Genomic DNA, 18478 nt, shown 5'->3' on the forward strand with positions numbered 1-18478 from the left:
TCTCCGGGTTTTTGTCTGTCAGGCGAGGCAAATAGATACCGCCGCTTGGGGGTTTATCAAGCGTAAGACGTGGTTCTCGAATGCCTGTCTTAGGGCCTCTGGCGCTTTGATCAAGGGTCGACCGCTTCACGCATCCACTGCTGCAACCGGGCAATCGAGTGTTCGGACATCACCCCGAACGCAGGGTCCAACACCAGCGGGCCGGGGCGATAGCCGCGGGATTTAAGCCCGCGATGGACGCTTTCGACAAGGTGGATATCTTCCTCGACAGTGGTTTCGCGGTCCTGTACTGCCAATTGGCGGATCACGGCGCTCTCCGATCCGCCCTCGGTATACCACCCGCGCCAGACCGTGCAGTGATCGGTATCACCCGCGCGCCAGTGATAGGTGTTCAGCACGTTGCCAGGGTAGCACTGGAACGAGAACATCGGCCAAAGGAACCATGACTGATAATCGCCCGCGTGCGGCACCGCTAGGTCTATGGGGTAAGTCATCTTGTCGAGGCTTTGGCATTCGGTCGTGTGGCGAAGGACGTAGCCGCCGCCGGCGTCGGGCTGGATGTCATAGGTCTCGGGCTTGACGACGCCCTCGGCAAAGGTCTGGTGATTGAGGGGGCAGTGATAGCATTCCGAGTAATTCTCGATACTAACCTTCCAATTGCAGTTCTCGGGGATTTCTACCCATTCCAACGGTTCCAGATCGTCGATATGCGGGACAAAGGCACGGACTTCCTCGCGCACGCCGGGGTACCAATCGTCCATCGGGGCCGCGTCATCATCCAGATTTACGAAGATGAATCCATTGAAGATTTCCGTGCGCACAGATGTCAGGCAGATCGAACTGCGATCAAAGCCGGGGACAGATTTGATGTTGGGCCCGGCGCGCAGTTGACCTGACAATTCGTAGGTCCAAGCATGATAGGGGCAAACCACGACGCGGGTATTGCCAGCACCTGTCACCATCTCGTGCGCACGGTGCTGGCAGACGTTGTAGAAGGTGCGGATATCTCCGTCTCGGCCGCGAATGCAGAACAGGCTCTGGCCTGCGATCTCGAAAGCAAAATAGTCCCCAGTTTCACGCACCTGCGCAACATGCCCAGCGAATTGCCATGTCCTTGCCAGAAGGCCCTGCATCTCCTGCGCGAAAATCGCGGGATCAGTGTAGTATCGCGCGTCCAAAGACCGGATCAGGGGGGCATTCATTCCGGCTCCTCTGCATAGAGGCCAAGCTGGTGGCGGCGTTGATGAAACCGTTCGACCCGTTCGACAATCTCGTCACTGGAGACGGCGATCACAAAGGACAGAAGCGTTTCCAGCAGCGCGATGGTCGAAACGGAGGACGGGAAGAATTGCGGCGTGTCGGCAGCAACGACAAAACCGTGCTGTGCGTTCAGAATCACCGGGCTGGCCGGGCTGTCGGAAATGCCGATGACTGTCATTCCCTGTTGCCGCGCCAGCTTGATCGCGTCGATGACTTCGGTGCGGTAGGGATGGCAGGTGATCGCGATCAGTACGTCTTGCTCGTCCGCCCAAGCCAGATCGTCGACTGGGGTCGAGCCGGGTCGAGGTATGGCGTGAAACTGCTTCATACCGGTTGAGGCAAGATAGGTAAAATTGCGAGCATTTGAGTTGTTGACGCCCACCCCCAGCGTGAAAATCTGACGGCAATTCCAGATGTCTTCGGCTGCGGCTTTCAGGCGCTCGGCATCTATCCCGGCAAAGGTGTCTTCGATATTGCGGATCGCGGCGCCGATCATATCGGCGTAAAGCCCGCCCAGTTCGCCTGTCTTGCCGATTGTCTGCAGCCAACGTGCTCGGTCGGGAAAGGACACGATGCCCTGACGAATCGCGTCACGGAAAGGGGCGCGGAAGTCTTCATATCCTTCGAACCCTACCTGCCGTGCCATCCGGACAAACGTGTTGGGTTTCACTTTGGCCGCTTCTGCAATCTCGCGCACGGTCGAAACCCCTACATCCGTTGGATTTTCCAGCACGTAACGCGCGGCCTTTTGGGCCTCGGGCGTCAGCGCGTTCCATTCCTCGGAAAGGCGGTTCAGAACAGTTGATGATACATTTGTGTCATTCATGATTGACGATGGTACATTTGTGGAATTAGCCTGTCGAGTAGAAACGCGACTCGGGAAGAGGAAAAATCATGTCCGGGAACGAACTGCCATCACATGCCCGCGTGGTAATCGTTGGCGGAGGCGTCATGGGCGTCGGTCTGGCCTATCATTTGGCGCATGAAGGATGGGGCAGCGATACCGTGCTCCTGGAAAAGGCCGAGCTGACCAGTGGCAGCACCTGGCACGCGGCCGGGCAGATCACGCATTCGACCTCAAGCTTTGGACTGGGCAAGTGCGTTGACTACAATATTAGGCTGTATTCCGGTGTGTTGGAGGCTGAAACCGGCCAATCCGTCACATGGCACGGCTGCGGCTCCCTCCGTCTGGCCTATACCGAGGATGAGATGGACTGGCTGCGCCATACCCTGTCCGTGGGCCGCGCGCTTGGCTTCAATATCGAGCTGGTCGGACCGGAGAAAGTGGCCGAGTTACACCCGTTCTACAATATCGAGGGCGTGTTGGGTGCGCTCTATACGCCGGATGATGGCCATGTCGATCCGACCAATGTGACCATGGCGATGGCCAATTGCGCCCGTCAAAAGGGTGTGCGCATCTTCCGCAACTGCCGTGCGACTAACATCACACAGACACGGACCGGCGAGTGGGTGGTCGAGACCGAGCAGGGCGCTATCACTTGTGAGCATGTGGTGAACGCTGGCGGTACCTATGCGCGGCAAATGGGCGAGTGGTCAGGCCTTCAACTGCCAATGACCTCGATGACGCACCATTACTTCGTGACCGAGCCGGTTCCGGAGTTTCAGGGGCTGGACAAGGAACTGCCGGTGATCCGCGACGACCGCAAAGTTTCGGGTTACATCCGGATGGAACAGAACCGCGGGTTGATCGGGATCTACGAGAAAGAGAATCCGAATTCGGTCTGGCATGATCATTGCCCCTGGGAATACGAGAATTGGCTGTTTGATGCAGACTACGATCGGGTCATGCCGTGGCTTGAAGAAAGCCTGAACCGGATGCCGATCTTTGCTGAGCTTGGCATTCAGCGCGACGTACATGGGGCGATTTCGCACCCACCGGACGGCAACCCGTTGATTGGACCAGCGCCCGGTGTTCGGAACTATTGGTGCTGCTGTGGTACACAGATCGGCATTGGTTGGGGCCCGGGCCTGACCCGTGAACTGGCGCGCTGGATGGTGCATGGCGCGGCCGACATCTCGATGCGCGAGTACGATCCGCGCCGGTTCGGCAGCTACGCGACAAAGGCGTGGCAGGTGACCAAAGCTGAGGAAGATTACTGCCTGCGCCACGAGATTCCCTTTCCGCATTTCAACCGTCTGGCTGGACGTCCGATCAAGCCATCGCCGCTGCATGAGCTGCTAAAATCCAAAGGCGCGGTGCATGAAGAGGTCTACGGCTTCGAACGCCCCCGCTGGTTTGCGCGGGACGGAGTCGAGCAACGCGATCACTATTCCTTCCGCCGTACACCTGTCGACGACTTGGTCGCGGCTGAGGTCAAAGCGGTGCGCGAACGCGTCGGCATCATGGATGTCACCGCCTTCACCAAAGTCGAGGTGGTGGGGCCGGACGCCTATGCCTTGTTGGACCGCCTGACCGCAAACCGGATGCCGCAAAAAATCGGCTCGATCACCCTGACCCATATGCTGAACCGGCGTGGACGGATCGAATTGGAGACGATCATAATCCGTATGGACAAGGATCGGTTCTATCTGGTCTGCGCCGCCTTCTTTGAACAGCGCCTGCTGGACCATCTGGCGCAGCAGCGCCGGGATGAAGATGTACAGATCACTGCCTTGTCCGCCAAATGGTCCGCCCTCTCCTTGAACGGTCCCCGGTCGCGCGACGTGCTCTCCCGCTGTACCGGTGTTGATCTGAGCAATGCAGGATTCCGTTGGCTGTCAGCGCAACAGATCATAATCGCCGGTCACCCCGTCTGGGCCTTCCGAATGTCCTATGCCGGGGAACTGGGGTGGGAGCTACACATGCCCAACGCCACCTGCCTTGACGTATACACTGCGCTTTGGGCAGCAGGAGAGCCCTATGGTATCGCCGACTATGGCAGCTTTGCCATGAACGTGATGCGGATGGAGAAGGGCTTCAAAGGCGCGGGCGAGTTGACCAATGAGGTTACGCTGGCCGAGGCCGACGTGCTGCGCTTTGCACGTACGGACAAAGACTATCTGGGCAAAGACAAAACTCTGAACACAGACCTGCCTTGGATCTGCGCCTATCTGGAAATCGAACCGGATGGTGAAATCGACGGGCACGGAGGTGAGGCGGTTCTGCTGGACGGCCGCGTAGTCGGGTCCACGGCATCGGTTGTCTATGGCCACACGATCGGCAAGATTCTGGCCTTTGCATACATCGAGCCAGACGCCGCGAAGCCAGGGACAAAGCTCACCGTGGTGATCCATGGCCGCCCCCGCGCAGCTCGCGTGTTGAGTGAACCCGCCTATGACCCTCAAAGCTTGCTGCCGCGAACGGACGCAATTCTGGAGACAATCTGATGACGCTGCCCCAAACAATGAAGGCCATGGTCCTCACCGGCCATGGTGATATGGACAAATACGAATGGCACGACAGCTGGCCAACGCCGCAAGCGGGGCCAATGGAGGTCGTGATCAAGGTTGGCGCCTGCGGTCTGAACAATACGGATGTGAATACGCGAACGGGCTGGTATTCCAAGGCCGTGGATGAGGCCACGACCGGCGGGGCCTATTCGCAGGTCGACGACGAGGACAGCACTTGGGGCGGCGCGCCACTAACCTTCCCGCGCATCCAAGGTGCGGATGCAGTGGGGACCGTTGTGGCCGTTGGTGATGGTGCAGCCCCCTCGCTGATCGGCAAACGCGTCATGGTGGCCGGGTGGCTGCGCGACTGGGACGATCCGATGAACCGCGACAAGGCCGGGTATTTCGGGTCGGAATGCGACGGCGGCTTTGCAGAATACACTAAGGCTGATGTACGCGGCGTTGCAGCAATAGAATGCGATTTGAGTGACGCAGAACTGGCCACGTTCATCTGTGGCTATGTCACCGCCGAAGGCATGGTGGATCGCGCCAATGTTGGCGCGAGTGATACCGTTCTGATCCCCGGCGCTTCCGGCGGGGTTGGTGGCGCATTGATACAACTATCCAAGTTGCGTGGTGCGCGGGTGATTGCCATGGCGTCCGAAGCAAAACATGAAGATGTCACCAGGCTTGGGCCCGACCGCATTCTGCCGCGCAGCCCTGAAAACCTGAAAGTTGCGCTGAACGGCGAGAAGGTGACGGTTGTTGCCGACGTTGTTGGTGGGCCGATCTGGGCCAGTCTAATTGATATGCTGGAACGAGGTGGCCGCTATACGTGTTCTGGTGCGATTGCGGGTCCGCTGGTCGAACTTGACCTGCGTACATTCTACCTGCGCGATCTGACCTTTACCGGGTCGACCGTAAACAGGCCGAAAAACTTCACCGATGTCGTGAAATACATAGAGGATGGCAAGATCAAGCCAGCATTGGCCGCAACCTATCCGTTAGCTGATCTGCGTGAGGCCCAGAAGGCCTTTATCGACAAAGCGCATACCGGCAACATTGTGGTGATCCCGTGACACTCGACGACCTCCTCGAAGCGGCCCGATGGCTGCACCAATCACACCCCGATCTCTCGGATTTTGGAGCCTGGCCGACCGATCTGACACCGTCGGGTCTGCAGCCAACGCCCATCCCTGCGTTGGATTTGGTCAAAAGCTTTGACGAGGCTGGAACAGATTTGACCGCGCATCTGGTCGACGCGGTTCGCGCAACGGCGCATTTGGTCAACTGGCAGCTTGCCTATTCTGCGGAAGAGGTCGGTGTCGATTTTCTTAAAAGGTACGGATACTTTGAGTTGTTCGGACCGAGCGGTCATTTTTACTCGACCCAGCTACGTGGATACATCGCCTTTTGGGGGGCGGGTTTGAAATACGATTGGCATAGTCATCAGGCAGAGGAGTTGTATCTGAACCTCGCCGGAAATGCCCTGTTCAAAGTCGCAGGGGATGAAGCCCATGTTGGACCGGGACAGACGCGTCTGCACGGCAGCTGGCAAAGCCATGCGATGGATACCTACGACAAATCGATCCTGACGTTCGTCCTATGGCGGGGCGAGGGTATTGAAGATTTGCCGCAAATGGATGCCGCATGATGTGACGTGAACACCTGACAGTTCGGGCCGTTGAAGTGTCGGGGCCAGATCTGGTGTGCAGATTGGGCGAACAGGACAACCAGAAAAGGAATATCTGAAATGAGACCACAGGCCGTTGCAACCCAGATGATCGATGACGCGCGTGTTCGGGTAACCCGTTTCGATTTCGAACACGGTGCGCAAACAGGATGGCATCGCCACGCAATGGACTATGTGATTACAGCTGTCACCGAATGCCATATGCGTCTGGAGCTGCCCGATGGCACGATCAATGAAGTCACCGTTCCGGCTGGTACGGCGTATCGCCGGGATAAAGGCGTTCAGCACAACGTGATCAATGCGGGGGATGCCCCGATGTCGTTTATCGAGGTGGAGCTAAAATGAAAATCACCCGAATCTCGGTCTATCACGTCGATCTGCCGCTCGAGCATTCCTATTGGTTGTCTGGTGGTCGGCTGAAGTTCGAGGTGTTGGATGCGACTCTGGTGAAAATCGAGACGGAAAGTGGCTTGATCGGTTGGGGCGAAGGAACGCCTTGGGGTCACACTTACGTCCCTGCCCACGGGCCGGGTATCCGGGCGGGAATCGAGACGATGGCGCCCTTTGTCTTGGGTCTTGACCCGCGTCGCGTCCTTGAGGTCGAGCGGGCGATGGACACGGCCTTGCCCGGACATCTCTATGCCAAAAGCCCGATCGACATGGCGTGCTGGGATATTGCCGGGCAAGCAGCGGGTTTACCGATTGCGGATCTGATGGGCGGTGGGTCGCGCACGCCGCGCCCGATTGCGTCCTCGGTTGGCGCGAAGACCGCTGAAGAAACCCGCGAAGCGATGGAGCGGTATCGCGACCGTGGTTACGTAGCACATTCGGTCAAGATTGGTGGCGATGTCGAGCGCGACATTGCCCGTGTCCGCGATGTAGAAAGCATCCTGAAACCCGGTGAGATCGTTCTTTACGATGTGAACCGGGGTTGGACGCGGCAGCAAGCATTGAAGGTCATGACGGCTTGCGAAGACATGAATGTGATGTTCGAACAGCCCTGTGAAACACTAGACGATATTGCGGCGATCTCGGGTCGTCACGCCTCACCCGTTTCTGTGGATGAAAGCCTTGTCACCTTGCAGGACGCCGCCCGGATTGCCCGTGACGGGTTGGCCGAGGTGTTTGGGATCAAGCTGAACCGCGTAGGTGGGCTGACCAAGGCCGCGCGGATACGGGACATCGCGCTGGCCCATGGCATCGACATGTTTGTGATGGCCACAGGCGGCTCGGTTCTGGCCGATGCCGAGGCGCTGCATCTGGCCGCAACCGTTCCGGACGACAATTGTCACGCGGTCTGGGCTTGTCAGGACATGATCACCGTTGATATCGCCGGAGGCCGTGGCCCGCGCAATCGCAATGGCCACCTGCACCTAGCCGAAACGCCGGGACTTGGCGTGTATCCGGACGAAGACGTGCTGGGCGATCCGGTGGCGGTCTACCTATGAAGGTCACCAAGATAACGCTCTGGTCTGTCGATCTGACCAGCCATGAGACCTATCACATGGCCGAAAGCAAGACCTGCGCGACAGTGAAAACGCATGTCCTTTGCCTCGAAACGGATACCGGGTTGAAGGGTTGGGGCGAGGTTTGTCCGATCCCACATTACCTACCTGCCTATGCCGATGGTGTCCCAGCTGCAGTGGCTGAGTTGGGTCCTGAAATTCTGGGTATTTCACCTTTTGGGGTTGATGCGCCGATGCGCAAGCTGGATGGGTTTCTGCCGGGCCATGCATATGCCAAATCCATTGTTGATATTGCGCTTTGGGACCTGTTCGGACAGGCTACGGGTTTACCGCTTTATGCACTTTTGGGCGGGCGGACGCGCAAGGATATGCCGCTTTACCACTCGATCACTTGCATTGCGCCAGACGAAATGGCTCGGATCGCAGCCACCGCGTACCAAAGCGGTATACGTCAGTTTCAGGTCAAACTGGGTGCCGATGGGGATTGGGAGGCCGATGCGGAACGTTTGCTCAAAGTGCGCGAAGCGGTGGGATCGGGTCCGATTGTCTATGGCGACTGGAACTGCGGGGCCTCGCGATTGCATGCCACACGCACAGGCCGTGCAGTGGCGCATCTTGATGTCATGTTGGAACAGCCCTGCAAAACGCTCGAAGATTGTGCCGCTGTTCGACAGGCCACCGGTTTGCCGATGAAAATTGACGAAAACGCTTATGATCTGGCCTCACTATTGCGGGCGCATGCGTTAGGTTGCATGGATGCGGTAGCGCTGAAGCTGTCCAAATTCGGTGGTTTGTCAGCTATGCGTCGGGCGCGGGACCTTTGTGTGCATCTGGGCACCGAGACGTGCGCGGAATGCACGTGGGGCTCGGATATCGTTACTGCTGCCTCGCTGCATTTTGCAGCGTCCACGCCGCACGGGGCATTGCTGAACACCTGTGATCTGTCGTCTTACGTGGCGCCGCGGATCTGCCCGGACGCGCCTGTTCGAACCAATGGTCGCATTGCCCCGCCCGAGGGCCCGGGCCTGGGCGTTGTGCCCGATATGGATGTTCTGGGTTCCCCGATTTTGGAGGTTGTTTGAGATGCTTAAGATTAACACTCAATCCGAATGGATCGCCCGCGCGCAGACGGTCTTGCCTGCCGGTGGGTTTGGAAATTTCGACCCGGGTATCATTATTGCCCGAGGTGAAGGCAGCCGGGTCTGGGATGAGGACGGCACCGAATACATCGACTACCTAATCGGCTCGGGGCCAATGCTGTTGGGCCATGGTCACCCCGAAGTGATGGAGGCCGTGCTGGAGCAATTGCCCAAAGGCATGACCTTCTTTGCCAATAACAGCAAAGGGATCGAACTGGCCGAGGCCATTGTGGATGCAGTACCTTGTTGCGAGCAGGTGCGGTTTGTCGCCTCGGGTGGCGAGGCAGACATGTACGCCATCCGCCTGGCGCGCGCCTTTACCGGACGCGACAAGATCCTGAAATTCGAAGGCGGCTATCACGGGATGAGCGCAGAAGCACAAATGAGCCTTGCCCCCAGCCGCGAGGTCAATTTCCCGCAGGCTGTGCCGGACAGTGCAGGTATCCCCGCGGGCGTGGTTGAGCAGATGCTGATCGCGCCATTCAATGACCTGGAGGCGGTTTCCAATCTGCTGAACGAACATGACGATATCGCGGCGATCATGGTCGAGCCTTTGCAACGGATTATTCCCGCGATGCCCGGGTATCTGCAGGGGCTTCGTGATTTGTGTGACAAACACAATGTGCTGCTGATCTTCGATGAGATCGTGACCGGCTTCCGTCTGGCCTATGGTGGGGCCCAGGAGCGATATGGCGTAACGCCGGATATTTGTACGCTGGGCAAGATCACCGGTGGAGGCTTTCCGCTGGCGGCCGTTGGTGCCAGTTCTGAGATCATGCAGCATTTCGATAAGTCGCGCGTTGGCGAAGTCGGCTGGCTGATGCAATTGGGAACTCTGTCCGGCAATCCGGTGGCTTCAGTGGCAGGATTGAAGACGATGGAGATTTTGCGACGAGACGGGGCCTATGATCGGCTCCGCACAATTGGCCGTGCATTGCAGAAAATGCAATCTGAGGCGCTGAGGGCGGCAGGGATTGCCCATCAGATCTGTGGGGATGAGACGTTGTTCGATATCTATTTTACCGACAGCACCTGCAGAGACTACCGCAGCGCCAAACACGACGACCCCAAACGCAATGCCACTTACAACGCAGTTTTACGCGAGCACGGGATTTTCAAGTCACCGGGCAAGCTTTACCCTTCGCTGGCGCTAAACGAGGTTGATCTGGGGCAAACGAGAGAGGCAGTCGCCAAGGCCGTTGAAGCGATCTGCGATTAGAATCTCGCGGATGAATCAATCGGGCCGCTGTCGAAATTGACAGCGGCCCTAACTGATTGGATTTCGGGGTTCAGTCTCGCCCCCTCGAATACTTACTACAACACCAACAATCTAAAACTTTTCGATACTTTCGAGACTGATCCGACTTTCCAATCGGTATGACACCTTAATGCCCGATGACAGGGCGGGCGACAGTGAAGTAGTTCACATTGTTTAAATTTTTTATTAATTTTTCCAATCAAAGAACCCGGGACCTGCCTGTTTCAACAAATTGACGGCCATATCGCGACCCATTTCAGCCCCGTCGGCGACAGGTCCGGTCAATTCCTCGGTGATTGATTCTGATCCGTCAGGGCGCAGAACTTCGCCGCGCAGGCGCAATTGACCGCTCAGGAGTTCAGCCAGACCAGCGATCGGGGTTTCGCAGGACCCGTCCAGCGCGCCAAGCAACGCCCGTTCGGCCCGCAGCCGCTGATTGGTTTCGCCATGATGGATGGCTTCGAGCATTTGAGCAGTGCGATGGTCGGTGCTGCGCCGTTCAATGCAGATCGTGCCTTGTGCAATTGCAGGCAGCATATCATCCGGTGAGATTGCGGTGGCCGGAACGTCGCTCATGTCCAGGCGCCGCAGGCCCGCCATAGCCAGAAACGTACAATCGGCCACGCCTTCAGACAGTTTTTTCAGGCGGGTTTGGACATTGCCGCGGAATTCTACCACGTTCAAATCCGGGCGGCGGTGCAGCAACTGTGCCCGGCGCCGTAGGGACGAAGTGCCCACCACAGCACCCTCAGGTAGATCATGGATCGAAGTTAGGTGTTCCGAGATGAAAGCGTCCCGTACGTCTTCTCGGGGCAGGAAGGTATCCAGCACCAGACCCTCGGGTTGGGCGACCGGCATGTCTTTGGTCGAATGCACGGCGATATCAATATCGCCCCGCAGCATCGCCTCTTCGATTTCCTTGGTGAAAAGACCCTTGTTGCCGATTTCCTTGAGCGGTCTGTCCGCGTCGATCATGGCGCGGTTGTCACCGGTGGTCTTGATGACCTTAATCGCGAACGCTTCTTCGGGAAGATCAAACGCCTTGCTCAGCCTTTGGCGCGTCTCATAGGCCTGAGCCAGAGCCAGCGGAGAACCACGGGTGCCAATCCGGAGGGGCGATGCGGGGGTGGGCAGGGTCAATGTCATGCGCCCAGCTTTAGTCGCGTCACATTGCCCTGACAATGGGGCCGCGCTTGACAAATTGCCGCCGAAAGCCGACCCGTTGCGCAATCTTGACGACTGGGGGCGAAGATGGCCGAGACAAAAAAACTGCTGCGGGCACTGGCGGGTGAGGTGCAGGAGGTGCCGCCGATCTGGATGATGCGTCAGGCCGGACGGTACCTGCCAGAATACCGCGCGACGCGTGCGCAGGCGGGTGATTTTTTGTCGCTGTGCTACAACCCCGAACTGGCAGCAGAGGTTACTCTGCAACCGATCCGCCGCTACGGGTTCGACGCGGCGATTCTGTTTGCCGACATCTTGCTTGTACCGCAGGCGTTGGGCGCGGATTTGTGGTTTGTCACGGGTGAAGGTCCACGTTTGTCGACGATCACGCAGCCGTCGGAGTTCGCGGCATTGAAGCCGGTCCGCGATATTCATGAAACGCTGTCGCCAGTCTATGAAACCGTCCGTATCTTGTCGCGGGAATTGCCAGCCGAGACAACCTTGATCGGCTTTGCTGGTGCGCCCTGGACTGTCGCGACATATATGATCGCCGGATGCGGCACGCCGGATCAGGGACCTGCTCACGCATTGCGTGAGGGCGATGCCGCCTTGTTCGAGGCTTTGCTGGATCGGATCACTGCGGCAACGATTGAGTATCTGTCAGCCCAGATTGAAGCCGGGGCCGAGGTGGTCAAGATCTTTGACAGTTGGGCCGGATCTTTGAAAGGCGAGGCATTCCAGAAATATGCCGTCGAACCCTGCCGGGTAATCACGCAAGCCATCAAAACGCGGCATCCCGGCATCCCCGTGATCGGTTTCCCAAGGGAAGCAGGTGAGGGTTATGTCGGGTTTGCAGGGGCGACCGGTGTGGATTGCGTTGCGCTGGACAATTCTGTTTCTCTGGATTGGGCGGTGGAGCATGTGCAGGTCGATGGGTGCGTTCAAGGAAATCTGGCGTCGTCTCATATGGTGACAGGCGGGCAGGCGCTGGTGGATGAGACGCGTCAGATCGTTGAGGCGTTTTCAAAAGGCCCACATATTTTCAATCTTGGACACGGGATCACACCGGATGCGGATCCGGAAAACGTTCAGTTGATGATCGATACCGTGCGCAGCCGGTGAAAGCGAAGGGGGCCAGCCCCCTTCTTGGCCTGCGGCCAATTCATCCCCCGGGATATTTTTAGCCAGATGAAGGATCAGACTGGGTCAGGTTGGCCAAGTCTGCCAGAATTTCCTTCGTGTGTTCGCCTCGAATCGGGCTGGATTTTGGGTGCCAAGCTGTGTTCGCGAACCTCGGCGCGGGCGCGGCTTGCAAGGTCCCGTCGATGTCGCGCCATGTTAGGCGCGCGGCGTTCATATCATGCGCCTGTGCCTGTTCGGGGCTGAGCACCGGAGCGGCACAGGCATCCGTGCCGCGAAACAGTTCAGCCCAGTGATCACGGCTTCGCGTCAAAAATAGCGCAGCGAGACGCCGGGACTGATCTGGCCAGAGTGACCGGTCGAATTGCTGTTGGAACGCATCATCGTCTGAGAGGCCCATGATCTGCAGAAATTGCGCGTAAAACTTCGGCTCAAGGCATTGTACCGTGATGAAGCCGCCATCTAAGCAGATGTACGTTCGGCTCCAATGCGGGCCATCCAGTAAGCTTTGGCCGCGCGCCTCGGACAGGTTGCCGGTTTGGCGCATGCTCATGAGCAGGTTCAGCATATGGGCTGAGCCATCGTAGATGGCTGCATCCACAATGGTGCCTTGCCCGGTCTTTTCAGCGTTGATCAAACCAGCCAGAAGACCTGTGACCAGATACATGGCACCGCCGCCGATATCGCCGACCAGCGTGGCGGGTGTCTGCGGAGGGGTCTCGGGCGCCGACGCGTACCAAAGCGCACCGGACAGGGCGATATAGTTAAGGTCATGACCGGCGGTCTGAGAAAGCGGGCTGTCCTGTCCCCAGCCGGTCATGCGACCATAGACCAGTTTGGGGTTTCGTTTCAGGCAGTGTTCGGGTCCAAGGCCCAGACGCTCCATCACGCCGGGGCGAAACCCTTCGATCAAAGCATCGGCTGTGTCGATCAGGCGTTTGGCGGTGTCCAGGTCGGCATCGTCTTTGAGGTCGAGCGCTATCGATCGTTTTCCGCGATCCAAGATCGAACGTTCGGGCATCCCGGGGGCCATGCTTCCGCCCTTACGGTGGATGGTAATGACGTCGGCCCCAAGATCCGCGAGCAACATGGCTGCAAACGGGGCCGGTCCTAGGCCTTCGATCTCTACGACACGTATTCCATCCAGCATGCGGTAACTCTCCCTGTGCAAAGGTTTCGGTACTGTGACCGGAATGCAAGAGGGAGGTTCTGCGACGTGGCGTCTTGACCGTAAGGGTTAGGTGATCGCAAGTTCGGGTGTTTTGTTCGACCCGATACAAGGAGGAACAGATGCCTGTGGTCCTATACGAGAAAGACGGGCGGATAGCGCGGATTACCCTGAACCGCCCCGAGGTGATGAACGCCATCAATGATGAGCTTCCTGTGCAATTGTCCGATGCGGTGGCTCAAGCTGATGAGGACCCTGATATTCATGTCATGGTTCTTGCGGGCAACGGGTCAGGGTTCTGCGCTGGCTACGATCTGGCTTACTATGCCGAAGGCAATGGCGCGGGCGAAGTGACGCAAAGCATGCCGTGGGATCCGATCAAGGATTACAAGTTCATGTGGCGCAACACGCAGCATTTCATGTCGCTGTGGCGAGCAATGAAGCCGGTGATCTGCAAAGTCCATGGGTTTGCTGTGGCGGGCGGTTCGGATATCGCCTTGTGTGCCGATCTGACGATCATGGCCGAAGACGCGCAGATCGGGTACATGCCCGCCCGCGTCTGGGGCTGTCCGACCACGGCGATGTGGGTTTATCGTTTGGGAGCAGAAAAGGCCAAGCGCATGCTGTTTACCGGCGACAAGATCACCGGGCGCGAGGCGGCTGATATGGGCCTGATCCTGGACGCAGTTCCCTCCGACCAGCTGGACGATGCGGTCGAAGCCATGGCTTCGCGTATGGCATCAGTTCCTGTCAACCAGCTGGCGATGCAGAAAATGGTGATCAATCAGGCCATCGAACAGATGGGTATGATGCAAACGCAGCGGCTGGCCACGATTTTTGACGGGATTACCCGCCATTCGCCGGAAGGCATCAACTTTAAAACCCGAACCGAGGAAGTTGGTTGGAAACAGACTGTTGCTGAACGGGATCAGGGCACGTGGGACTGGACAACCAATCAAGAGCTGCCCAAGCGCAACCGTTAGGATCTATCGGCATCTGACGTGAACTGACGCGCAGGGCTATGTGCAGAATTGACCTGTTCCGCGTTCTTTCTGCGCGATAGGGTGTCCGGCAGAACGGGGAGCAGACATGACGACCATTTTATCCATCAAGGATCTGCGCAAATCCTATGCTGATGGTTTTGAGGCGCTCAAAGGCGTATCGCTGGACATAGAAGAAGGCGAGATTCTTGCTCTGCTAGGACCCAACGGGGCGGGAAAAACGACTCTGATCTCGACAGTTTGCGGAATCACGACGCCGACATCCGGTTCCGTCACGGTGGGCGGTCACGACATCCAGACAGAATTTCGCGCTGCCCGAAAAATGATTGGTCTTGTGCCACAGGAAATCGCATTGGAGCCTTTTGAAACGGTCTGGAACACGGTCAGGTTTTCGCGCGGTTTGTTCGGATATGGCAGTGACAACGCGCGGATTGAAGAGATTCTGCGCAAGCTTTCATTGTGGGACAAGCGTAAGAACTCCATCAAGGAATTGTCCGGGGGTATGAAACGTCGGGTGCTGATCGCCAAGGCGCTGGCACATGAGCCACGTATCCTGTTTCTGGACGAACCCACCGCCGGGGTGGATGTCGAGTTGCGCAAGGACATGTGGGACATCGTGGCCGAGTTGAAGCAAGCTGGCGTCACAATCATCCTGACCACCCACTACATCGAAGAGGCCGAAGCCATCGCTGATCGCGTCGGAGTCATCGACAAGGGTGAATTGCTGCTGGTACAGGACAAAGACACTCTGATGGCGCAGATGGGTAAGAAACAAATCGAGGTCATGCTGACCGATCCGATAACAGATATCCCCGACAGCCTTTCAGCGCACAACCTGACCTTGAACGGAAATGGGCGGGCACTGGTTTATACCTATGACACCAATGCAGATCGTACCGGCATCACAACGTTGCTGAACGACGTGGCGCAGGCGGGGCTTGTGCTGAGCGATGTGCAAACACGTCAGTCAAGTCTGGAAGAGATCTTCGTTAACCTTGTATCGGGAGAGGCCGTATGAACTGGTCCGCAATCGCCGCAATATATCGGTTCGAAATGGCCCGGTTTTTCCGTACGCTGGCACAGAGTTTTCTGTCGCCGGTTCTGTCGACCTCACTTTACTTTGTGGTCTTTGGCACAGCCATCGGCAGCCGTATTCAAGAGGTAGAAGGCGTATCTTACGGGGCCTTCATTGTCCCCGGGCTGATCATGTTGTCAGTTGTCATGCTGGCGATCACGAACGCCTCATTTGGAATCTATTTTCCCAAGTTTCTGGGAACAATTTATGAATTGCTGTCCGCACCCGTGAATTTCATCGAGATCGTGATCGGATATGTCGGGGCCGCGGCCACGAAATCACTGTTTGTCGGGCTGGTAATCCTGGTTACGGCGAATTTCTTTGTGGACATACGTATCGAGCACCCCTTGGCAATGGCCGCATTCCTGGTCCTGACCTGTCTCAGCTTTTCTTTGTTAGGGTTTATCATCGGCATCTGGGCCAGCAATTTCGAACAGATTTCCCTTGTCCCGCAGCTTGTTGTGACGCCGCTGATCTTTTTGGGCGGGACGTTTTATTCGATCTCGATGCTGCCTCCGTTGTGGCAGACAATCACTTTATTCAACCCGGTAGTCTATCTGATCTCGGGCTTCCGCTGGTCGTTTTATGGGCTGGCGGATGTGCCGATCACATTCAGCCTTTTGGCCATTCTAGCCTTTACGGGCATTTGTCTGGGCATCATCGGCTGGATCTTCAAAACAGGCTGGCGCATCCGAAGTTGACCCACCTTGGTGCGTTGCATTTTTGCCCTCAGCCTTAATGAAATTGGTTCACGTCGCGTTTTACGCCCAGCGAGTCCCTTGTTTACATCTTGGCTGCACTCTACATCGGCACCCATGAAGTTCAGCCTGCCGTTTGTAAAAAAGCAGCCCAGCGTGGCCGTCATCCGTCTGTCTGGTGCCATAGGTATGGCCGGACGCGGGTCGTTGAATGACACCACTTTGGCCCCCGTCATTGAAAAAGCGTTTCGCAAAGGCAAGCCGGTTGCAGTCGCGCTTGAGATAAATTCGCCTGGCGGTTCTCCGGTCCAAAGCTCATTGATCGGGGCGCGAATTCGTCGGCTGTCGCAAGAGCTCGATATACCGGTCATAGCATTTGTCGAGGATGTAGCAGCCTCGGGCGGTTATTGGCTGGCAGCGGCGGCGGATGAGATATGGGCTGATGACAGTTCGGTGCTGGGCTCGATCGGCGTGATCTCGTCAGGGTTCGGAGCCCACGTCTTTCTGGCGCGACAGGGCTTTGAACGCCGCGTGCACACCGCGGGTCAGTCCAAGTCGATGCTGGATCCATTCGCCCCGGAAAAGAAAGAAGATGTCGCACGGCTTGAACGCTTGTTACACGACATCCACGAAAACTTCATTGCGCATGTCAAAGCAAGGCGCGGGGACAAGCTGGACCAAAGCGCCGATCTGTTCACAGGAGAGGTCTGGTTGGCCCACCGTGCGCATGAGTTGGGTCTGATTGATGGTGTTGCCCATCTCAAACCAAAACTACAGGAACGGTTTGGCGAAAAGGTGAAGTTTCGCCGCTATGGCGTAAAGAAGCCGATCTGGTCGCGGTTCGGTGCGGCGCTGGCGCATGATGCCGTAGCCGGACTAGAGGAGCGAGCAGCCTACGCACGTTTCGGCTTGTGACGTGATCGTCAAGATTGTCACTCTGTTCCTGATCGCCATGGGCGTATTGGCGATGTTCGGGAAGCTGCGCTTTCCCGGTCAGAAGCGTTTGAAATCGGCCAAATGTCCGCGCTGCGGACGTTTCAAAATTGGAAAAGGCCCCTGTGCCTGCGAAAAAGGAGGCCGGGCATGACGGCATGGCTGCTATCTGGCCTTGGATTGGTAATCCTTTTGCTGGCCGGTGATGCGCTGGTGCGCGGTGCCGTGAACCTGAGCCTGCGGTTGGGCGTGCCCGCGTTGATCGTCAGCCTGACCATTGTGGCTTTTGGCACATCTGCGCCAGAGCTGTTGATCGCAATCAGCGCCTTGAAGGAAAACGCGCCCGGGATTGCGCTGGGTAACGTTGTTGGATCGAACACGGCCAACATCCTTCTTGTTCTGGGTGTACCGGCCTTACTGGCAACTTTGCACACCAGTGAATGCGACAGCCGCAAAAACTACGTCTTTATGCTGTTAGCAACAGTTTTGTTCATTGGGTTGGCATTTTGCGGTGTGTTCAACCTGTTCAGCGGGGCCATTCTGCTGACTGCGCTGGCTTTGGTGTTGGGGAATGCGTTTCGCGAGGCGAACGCCCATCGCAAAGCAATTGGCGACGCCTGCGCAGAAGAGGAAGAGCTGGAAGGTCTGGAAGAGGCCGATCCGGATATGCCGTATTGGAAGGTGTCGATTTACCTGATCCTTGGGTTGATCGGCCTGCCGATGGGTGCCCATTTGCTGGTGGACAACGCCACTATCATTGCGCGGGAATACGGCGTCAGCGAGACAGTGATCGGTTTGACCCTGATCGCCGTGGGAACCTCGTTGCCGGAATTGGCGACCACCGTTATGGCGGCGCTTCGCCGTCAGGCAGATGTGGCGCTGGGCAATGTCATTGGGTCCAACATGTTCAACCTGTTGGCCATTGTTGGTATCGCCACCTGGTTCGGAAAGATTCCTGTGGAACCCGAATTCTTGCGTTATGATCTGTGGGTCATGCTGGCGGCATCCCTGCTGCTGATCCCGTTTGTTTTCTTCAAAAAGGACATCTCACGTAACTGGGGTGTGGCATTGACTTTCCTTTATGTGCTGTATGTCACCACATTGCTGGTGTGATCTGACGGAAAGAGGTGAT

General features: G+C 57.4%; 17 protein-coding genes. 13 read left to right on the forward strand and 4 right to left on the reverse strand.

Annotated features, from left to right (window positions below; genetic code table 11):
• Positions 1 to 110 precede the first annotated feature (110 nt).
• The gene (locus ACR0BU_RS20435; protein WP_480736576.1) at positions 111 to 1202 is read right to left on the reverse strand and encodes an aromatic ring-hydroxylating oxygenase subunit alpha; all 1092 of its coding nucleotides are present in this window, start codon (positions 1200 to 1202) and stop codon (positions 111 to 113) included.
• Positions 1199 to 2086: a MurR/RpiR family transcriptional regulator gene (locus ACR0BU_RS20440; RefSeq protein ID WP_480736574.1), complete on the reverse strand. Its 888-nt coding sequence runs from the start codon at positions 2084 to 2086 to the stop codon at positions 1199 to 1201. Before ACR0BU_RS20440 ends, ACR0BU_RS20435 begins: the two co-directional genes overlap by 4 nt.
• Before the next feature lie 68 nt (positions 2087 to 2154).
• Here ACR0BU_RS20440 and ACR0BU_RS20445 point away from each other — a divergent pair, with 68 nt between their 5' ends.
• The 7 genes from ACR0BU_RS20445 to ACR0BU_RS20475 all read left to right on the forward strand — a co-directional run bounded on the left by ACR0BU_RS20445 (position 2155) and on the right by ACR0BU_RS20475 (position 10128).
• Complete coding sequence (locus tag ACR0BU_RS20445; protein ID WP_480736572.1) at positions 2155 to 4608, forward strand: FAD-dependent oxidoreductase; 2454 nt, start codon at positions 2155 to 2157, stop codon at positions 4606 to 4608.
• Entirely contained in the window at positions 4608 to 5690 is a 1083-nt protein-coding gene (locus ACR0BU_RS20450) for an alcohol dehydrogenase family protein (protein ID WP_480736571.1), read from the forward strand. Before ACR0BU_RS20445 ends, ACR0BU_RS20450 begins: the two co-directional genes overlap by 1 nt.
• Positions 5687 to 6265, forward strand: coding sequence for a dimethylsulfonioproprionate lyase family protein (locus ACR0BU_RS20455; RefSeq protein ID WP_480736570.1), 579 nt, complete (start codon positions 5687 to 5689; stop codon positions 6263 to 6265). Before ACR0BU_RS20450 ends, ACR0BU_RS20455 begins: the two co-directional genes overlap by 4 nt.
• 99 nt (positions 6266 to 6364) lie before the next feature.
• Positions 6365 to 6649, forward strand: coding sequence for a cupin domain-containing protein (locus tag ACR0BU_RS20460; RefSeq protein ID WP_298937741.1), 285 nt, complete (start codon positions 6365 to 6367; stop codon positions 6647 to 6649).
• Entirely contained in the window at positions 6646 to 7752 is a 1107-nt protein-coding gene (locus ACR0BU_RS20465; RefSeq protein WP_480736569.1) for a mandelate racemase/muconate lactonizing enzyme family protein, read from the forward strand. Before ACR0BU_RS20460 ends, ACR0BU_RS20465 begins: the two co-directional genes overlap by 4 nt.
• On the forward strand, positions 7749 to 8852 hold the full coding sequence (locus tag ACR0BU_RS20470; RefSeq protein ID WP_480736568.1) for a mandelate racemase/muconate lactonizing enzyme family protein: 1104 nt from the start codon (positions 7749 to 7751) through the stop codon (positions 8850 to 8852). Before ACR0BU_RS20465 ends, ACR0BU_RS20470 begins: the two co-directional genes overlap by 4 nt.
• Position 8853: 1 nt before the next feature.
• A complete protein-coding gene (locus tag ACR0BU_RS20475) occupies positions 8854 to 10128 on the forward strand; it encodes an aspartate aminotransferase family protein (RefSeq protein WP_480736567.1) in 1275 nt (424 codons plus the stop codon).
• A 225-nt stretch (positions 10129 to 10353) separates the two neighbouring features.
• Here the strand turns inward: ACR0BU_RS20475 and hemC are convergent, their stop codons facing one another.
• Positions 10354 to 11313: a hydroxymethylbilane synthase gene (hemC, locus tag ACR0BU_RS20480; protein WP_480736565.1), complete on the reverse strand. Its 960-nt coding sequence runs from the start codon at positions 11311 to 11313 to the stop codon at positions 10354 to 10356.
• 105 nt (positions 11314 to 11418) lie between these two features.
• Between hemC and hemE the strand changes: the two genes are divergently transcribed.
• Positions 11419 to 12453 carry a uroporphyrinogen decarboxylase gene (gene hemE / locus ACR0BU_RS20485; protein WP_480736564.1) on the forward strand — a complete coding sequence of 345 codons (1035 nt, stop codon included), beginning with the start codon at positions 11419 to 11421 and terminating at the stop codon, positions 12451 to 12453.
• Between the two features lie 58 nt (positions 12454 to 12511).
• Here the strand turns inward: hemE and ACR0BU_RS20490 are convergent, their stop codons facing one another.
• On the reverse strand, positions 12512 to 13621 hold the full coding sequence (locus ACR0BU_RS20490) for a CaiB/BaiF CoA transferase family protein (RefSeq protein ID WP_480736563.1): 1110 nt from the start codon (positions 13619 to 13621) through the stop codon (positions 12512 to 12514).
• Positions 13622 to 13761: 140 nt separating this feature from the next.
• Between ACR0BU_RS20490 and ACR0BU_RS20495 the strand changes: the two genes are divergently transcribed.
• The 5 genes from ACR0BU_RS20495 to ACR0BU_RS20515 all read left to right on the forward strand — a co-directional run bounded on the left by ACR0BU_RS20495 (position 13762) and on the right by ACR0BU_RS20515 (position 18459).
• The gene (locus tag ACR0BU_RS20495; protein WP_480736562.1) at positions 13762 to 14622 is read left to right on the forward strand and encodes a crotonase/enoyl-CoA hydratase family protein; all 861 of its coding nucleotides are present in this window, start codon (positions 13762 to 13764) and stop codon (positions 14620 to 14622) included.
• Between the two features lie 106 nt (positions 14623 to 14728).
• Positions 14729 to 15658 (forward strand): ABC transporter ATP-binding protein, encoded by a 930-nt coding sequence (locus tag ACR0BU_RS20500; RefSeq protein WP_480736560.1) that lies wholly within the window; start codon positions 14729 to 14731, stop codon positions 15656 to 15658.
• The gene (locus ACR0BU_RS20505) at positions 15655 to 16416 is read left to right on the forward strand and encodes an ABC transporter permease (protein ID WP_299084276.1); all 762 of its coding nucleotides are present in this window, start codon (positions 15655 to 15657) and stop codon (positions 16414 to 16416) included. The genes ACR0BU_RS20500 and ACR0BU_RS20505 overlap by 4 nt, the downstream gene beginning before the upstream one ends.
• Positions 16417 to 16530: 114 nt before the next feature.
• Entirely contained in the window at positions 16531 to 17328 is a 798-nt protein-coding gene (locus ACR0BU_RS20510) for a S49 family peptidase (protein ID WP_480736558.1), read from the forward strand.
• Positions 17329 to 17496: 168 nt separating this feature from the next.
• Positions 17497 to 18459: a calcium/sodium antiporter gene (locus ACR0BU_RS20515; RefSeq protein WP_298937730.1), complete on the forward strand. Its 963-nt coding sequence runs from the start codon at positions 17497 to 17499 to the stop codon at positions 18457 to 18459.
• Positions 18460 to 18478 lie beyond the last annotated feature (19 nt).

The organism is Ruegeria sp. CK2 (assembly GCF_056536585.1).

Excerpts from the sequence above, each read along its gene's own strand:
- ACR0BU_RS20460 (WP_298937741.1), top strand. The coding sequence starts at position 6,365 with ATGAGACCACAGGCCGTTGCAACCCAGATGATCGATGACGCGCGTGTT.
- ACR0BU_RS20440 (WP_480736574.1), bottom strand. The coding sequence starts at position 2,086 with ATGAATGACACAAATGTATCATCAACTGTTCTGAACCGCCTTTCCGAG.
- ACR0BU_RS20490 (WP_480736563.1), bottom strand. The coding sequence starts at position 13,621 with ATGCTGGATGGAATACGTGTCGTAGAGATCGAAGGCCTAGGACCGGCC.
- ACR0BU_RS20500 (WP_480736560.1), top strand. The coding sequence starts at position 14,729 with ATGACGACCATTTTATCCATCAAGGATCTGCGCAAATCCTATGCTGAT.
- ACR0BU_RS20510 (WP_480736558.1), top strand. The coding sequence starts at position 16,531 with ATGAAGTTCAGCCTGCCGTTTGTAAAAAAGCAGCCCAGCGTGGCCGTC.
- ACR0BU_RS20465 (WP_480736569.1), top strand. The coding sequence starts at position 6,646 with ATGAAAATCACCCGAATCTCGGTCTATCACGTCGATCTGCCGCTCGAG.
- ACR0BU_RS20450 (WP_480736571.1), top strand. The coding sequence starts at position 4,608 with ATGACGCTGCCCCAAACAATGAAGGCCATGGTCCTCACCGGCCATGGT.
- ACR0BU_RS20495 (WP_480736562.1), top strand. The coding sequence starts at position 13,762 with ATGCCTGTGGTCCTATACGAGAAAGACGGGCGGATAGCGCGGATTACC.
- hemC (WP_480736565.1), bottom strand. The coding sequence starts at position 11,313 with ATGACATTGACCCTGCCCACCCCCGCATCGCCCCTCCGGATTGGCACC.
- ACR0BU_RS20475 (WP_480736567.1), top strand. The coding sequence starts at position 8,854 with ATGCTTAAGATTAACACTCAATCCGAATGGATCGCCCGCGCGCAGACG.
- ACR0BU_RS20445 (WP_480736572.1), top strand. The coding sequence starts at position 2,155 with ATGTCCGGGAACGAACTGCCATCACATGCCCGCGTGGTAATCGTTGGC.
- hemE (WP_480736564.1), top strand. The coding sequence starts at position 11,419 with ATGGCCGAGACAAAAAAACTGCTGCGGGCACTGGCGGGTGAGGTGCAG.
- ACR0BU_RS20470 (WP_480736568.1), top strand. The coding sequence starts at position 7,749 with ATGAAGGTCACCAAGATAACGCTCTGGTCTGTCGATCTGACCAGCCAT.
- ACR0BU_RS20505 (WP_299084276.1), top strand. The coding sequence starts at position 15,655 with ATGAACTGGTCCGCAATCGCCGCAATATATCGGTTCGAAATGGCCCGG.
- ACR0BU_RS20435 (WP_480736576.1), bottom strand. The coding sequence starts at position 1,202 with ATGAATGCCCCCCTGATCCGGTCTTTGGACGCGCGATACTACACTGAT.
- ACR0BU_RS20515 (WP_298937730.1), top strand. The coding sequence starts at position 17,497 with ATGACGGCATGGCTGCTATCTGGCCTTGGATTGGTAATCCTTTTGCTG.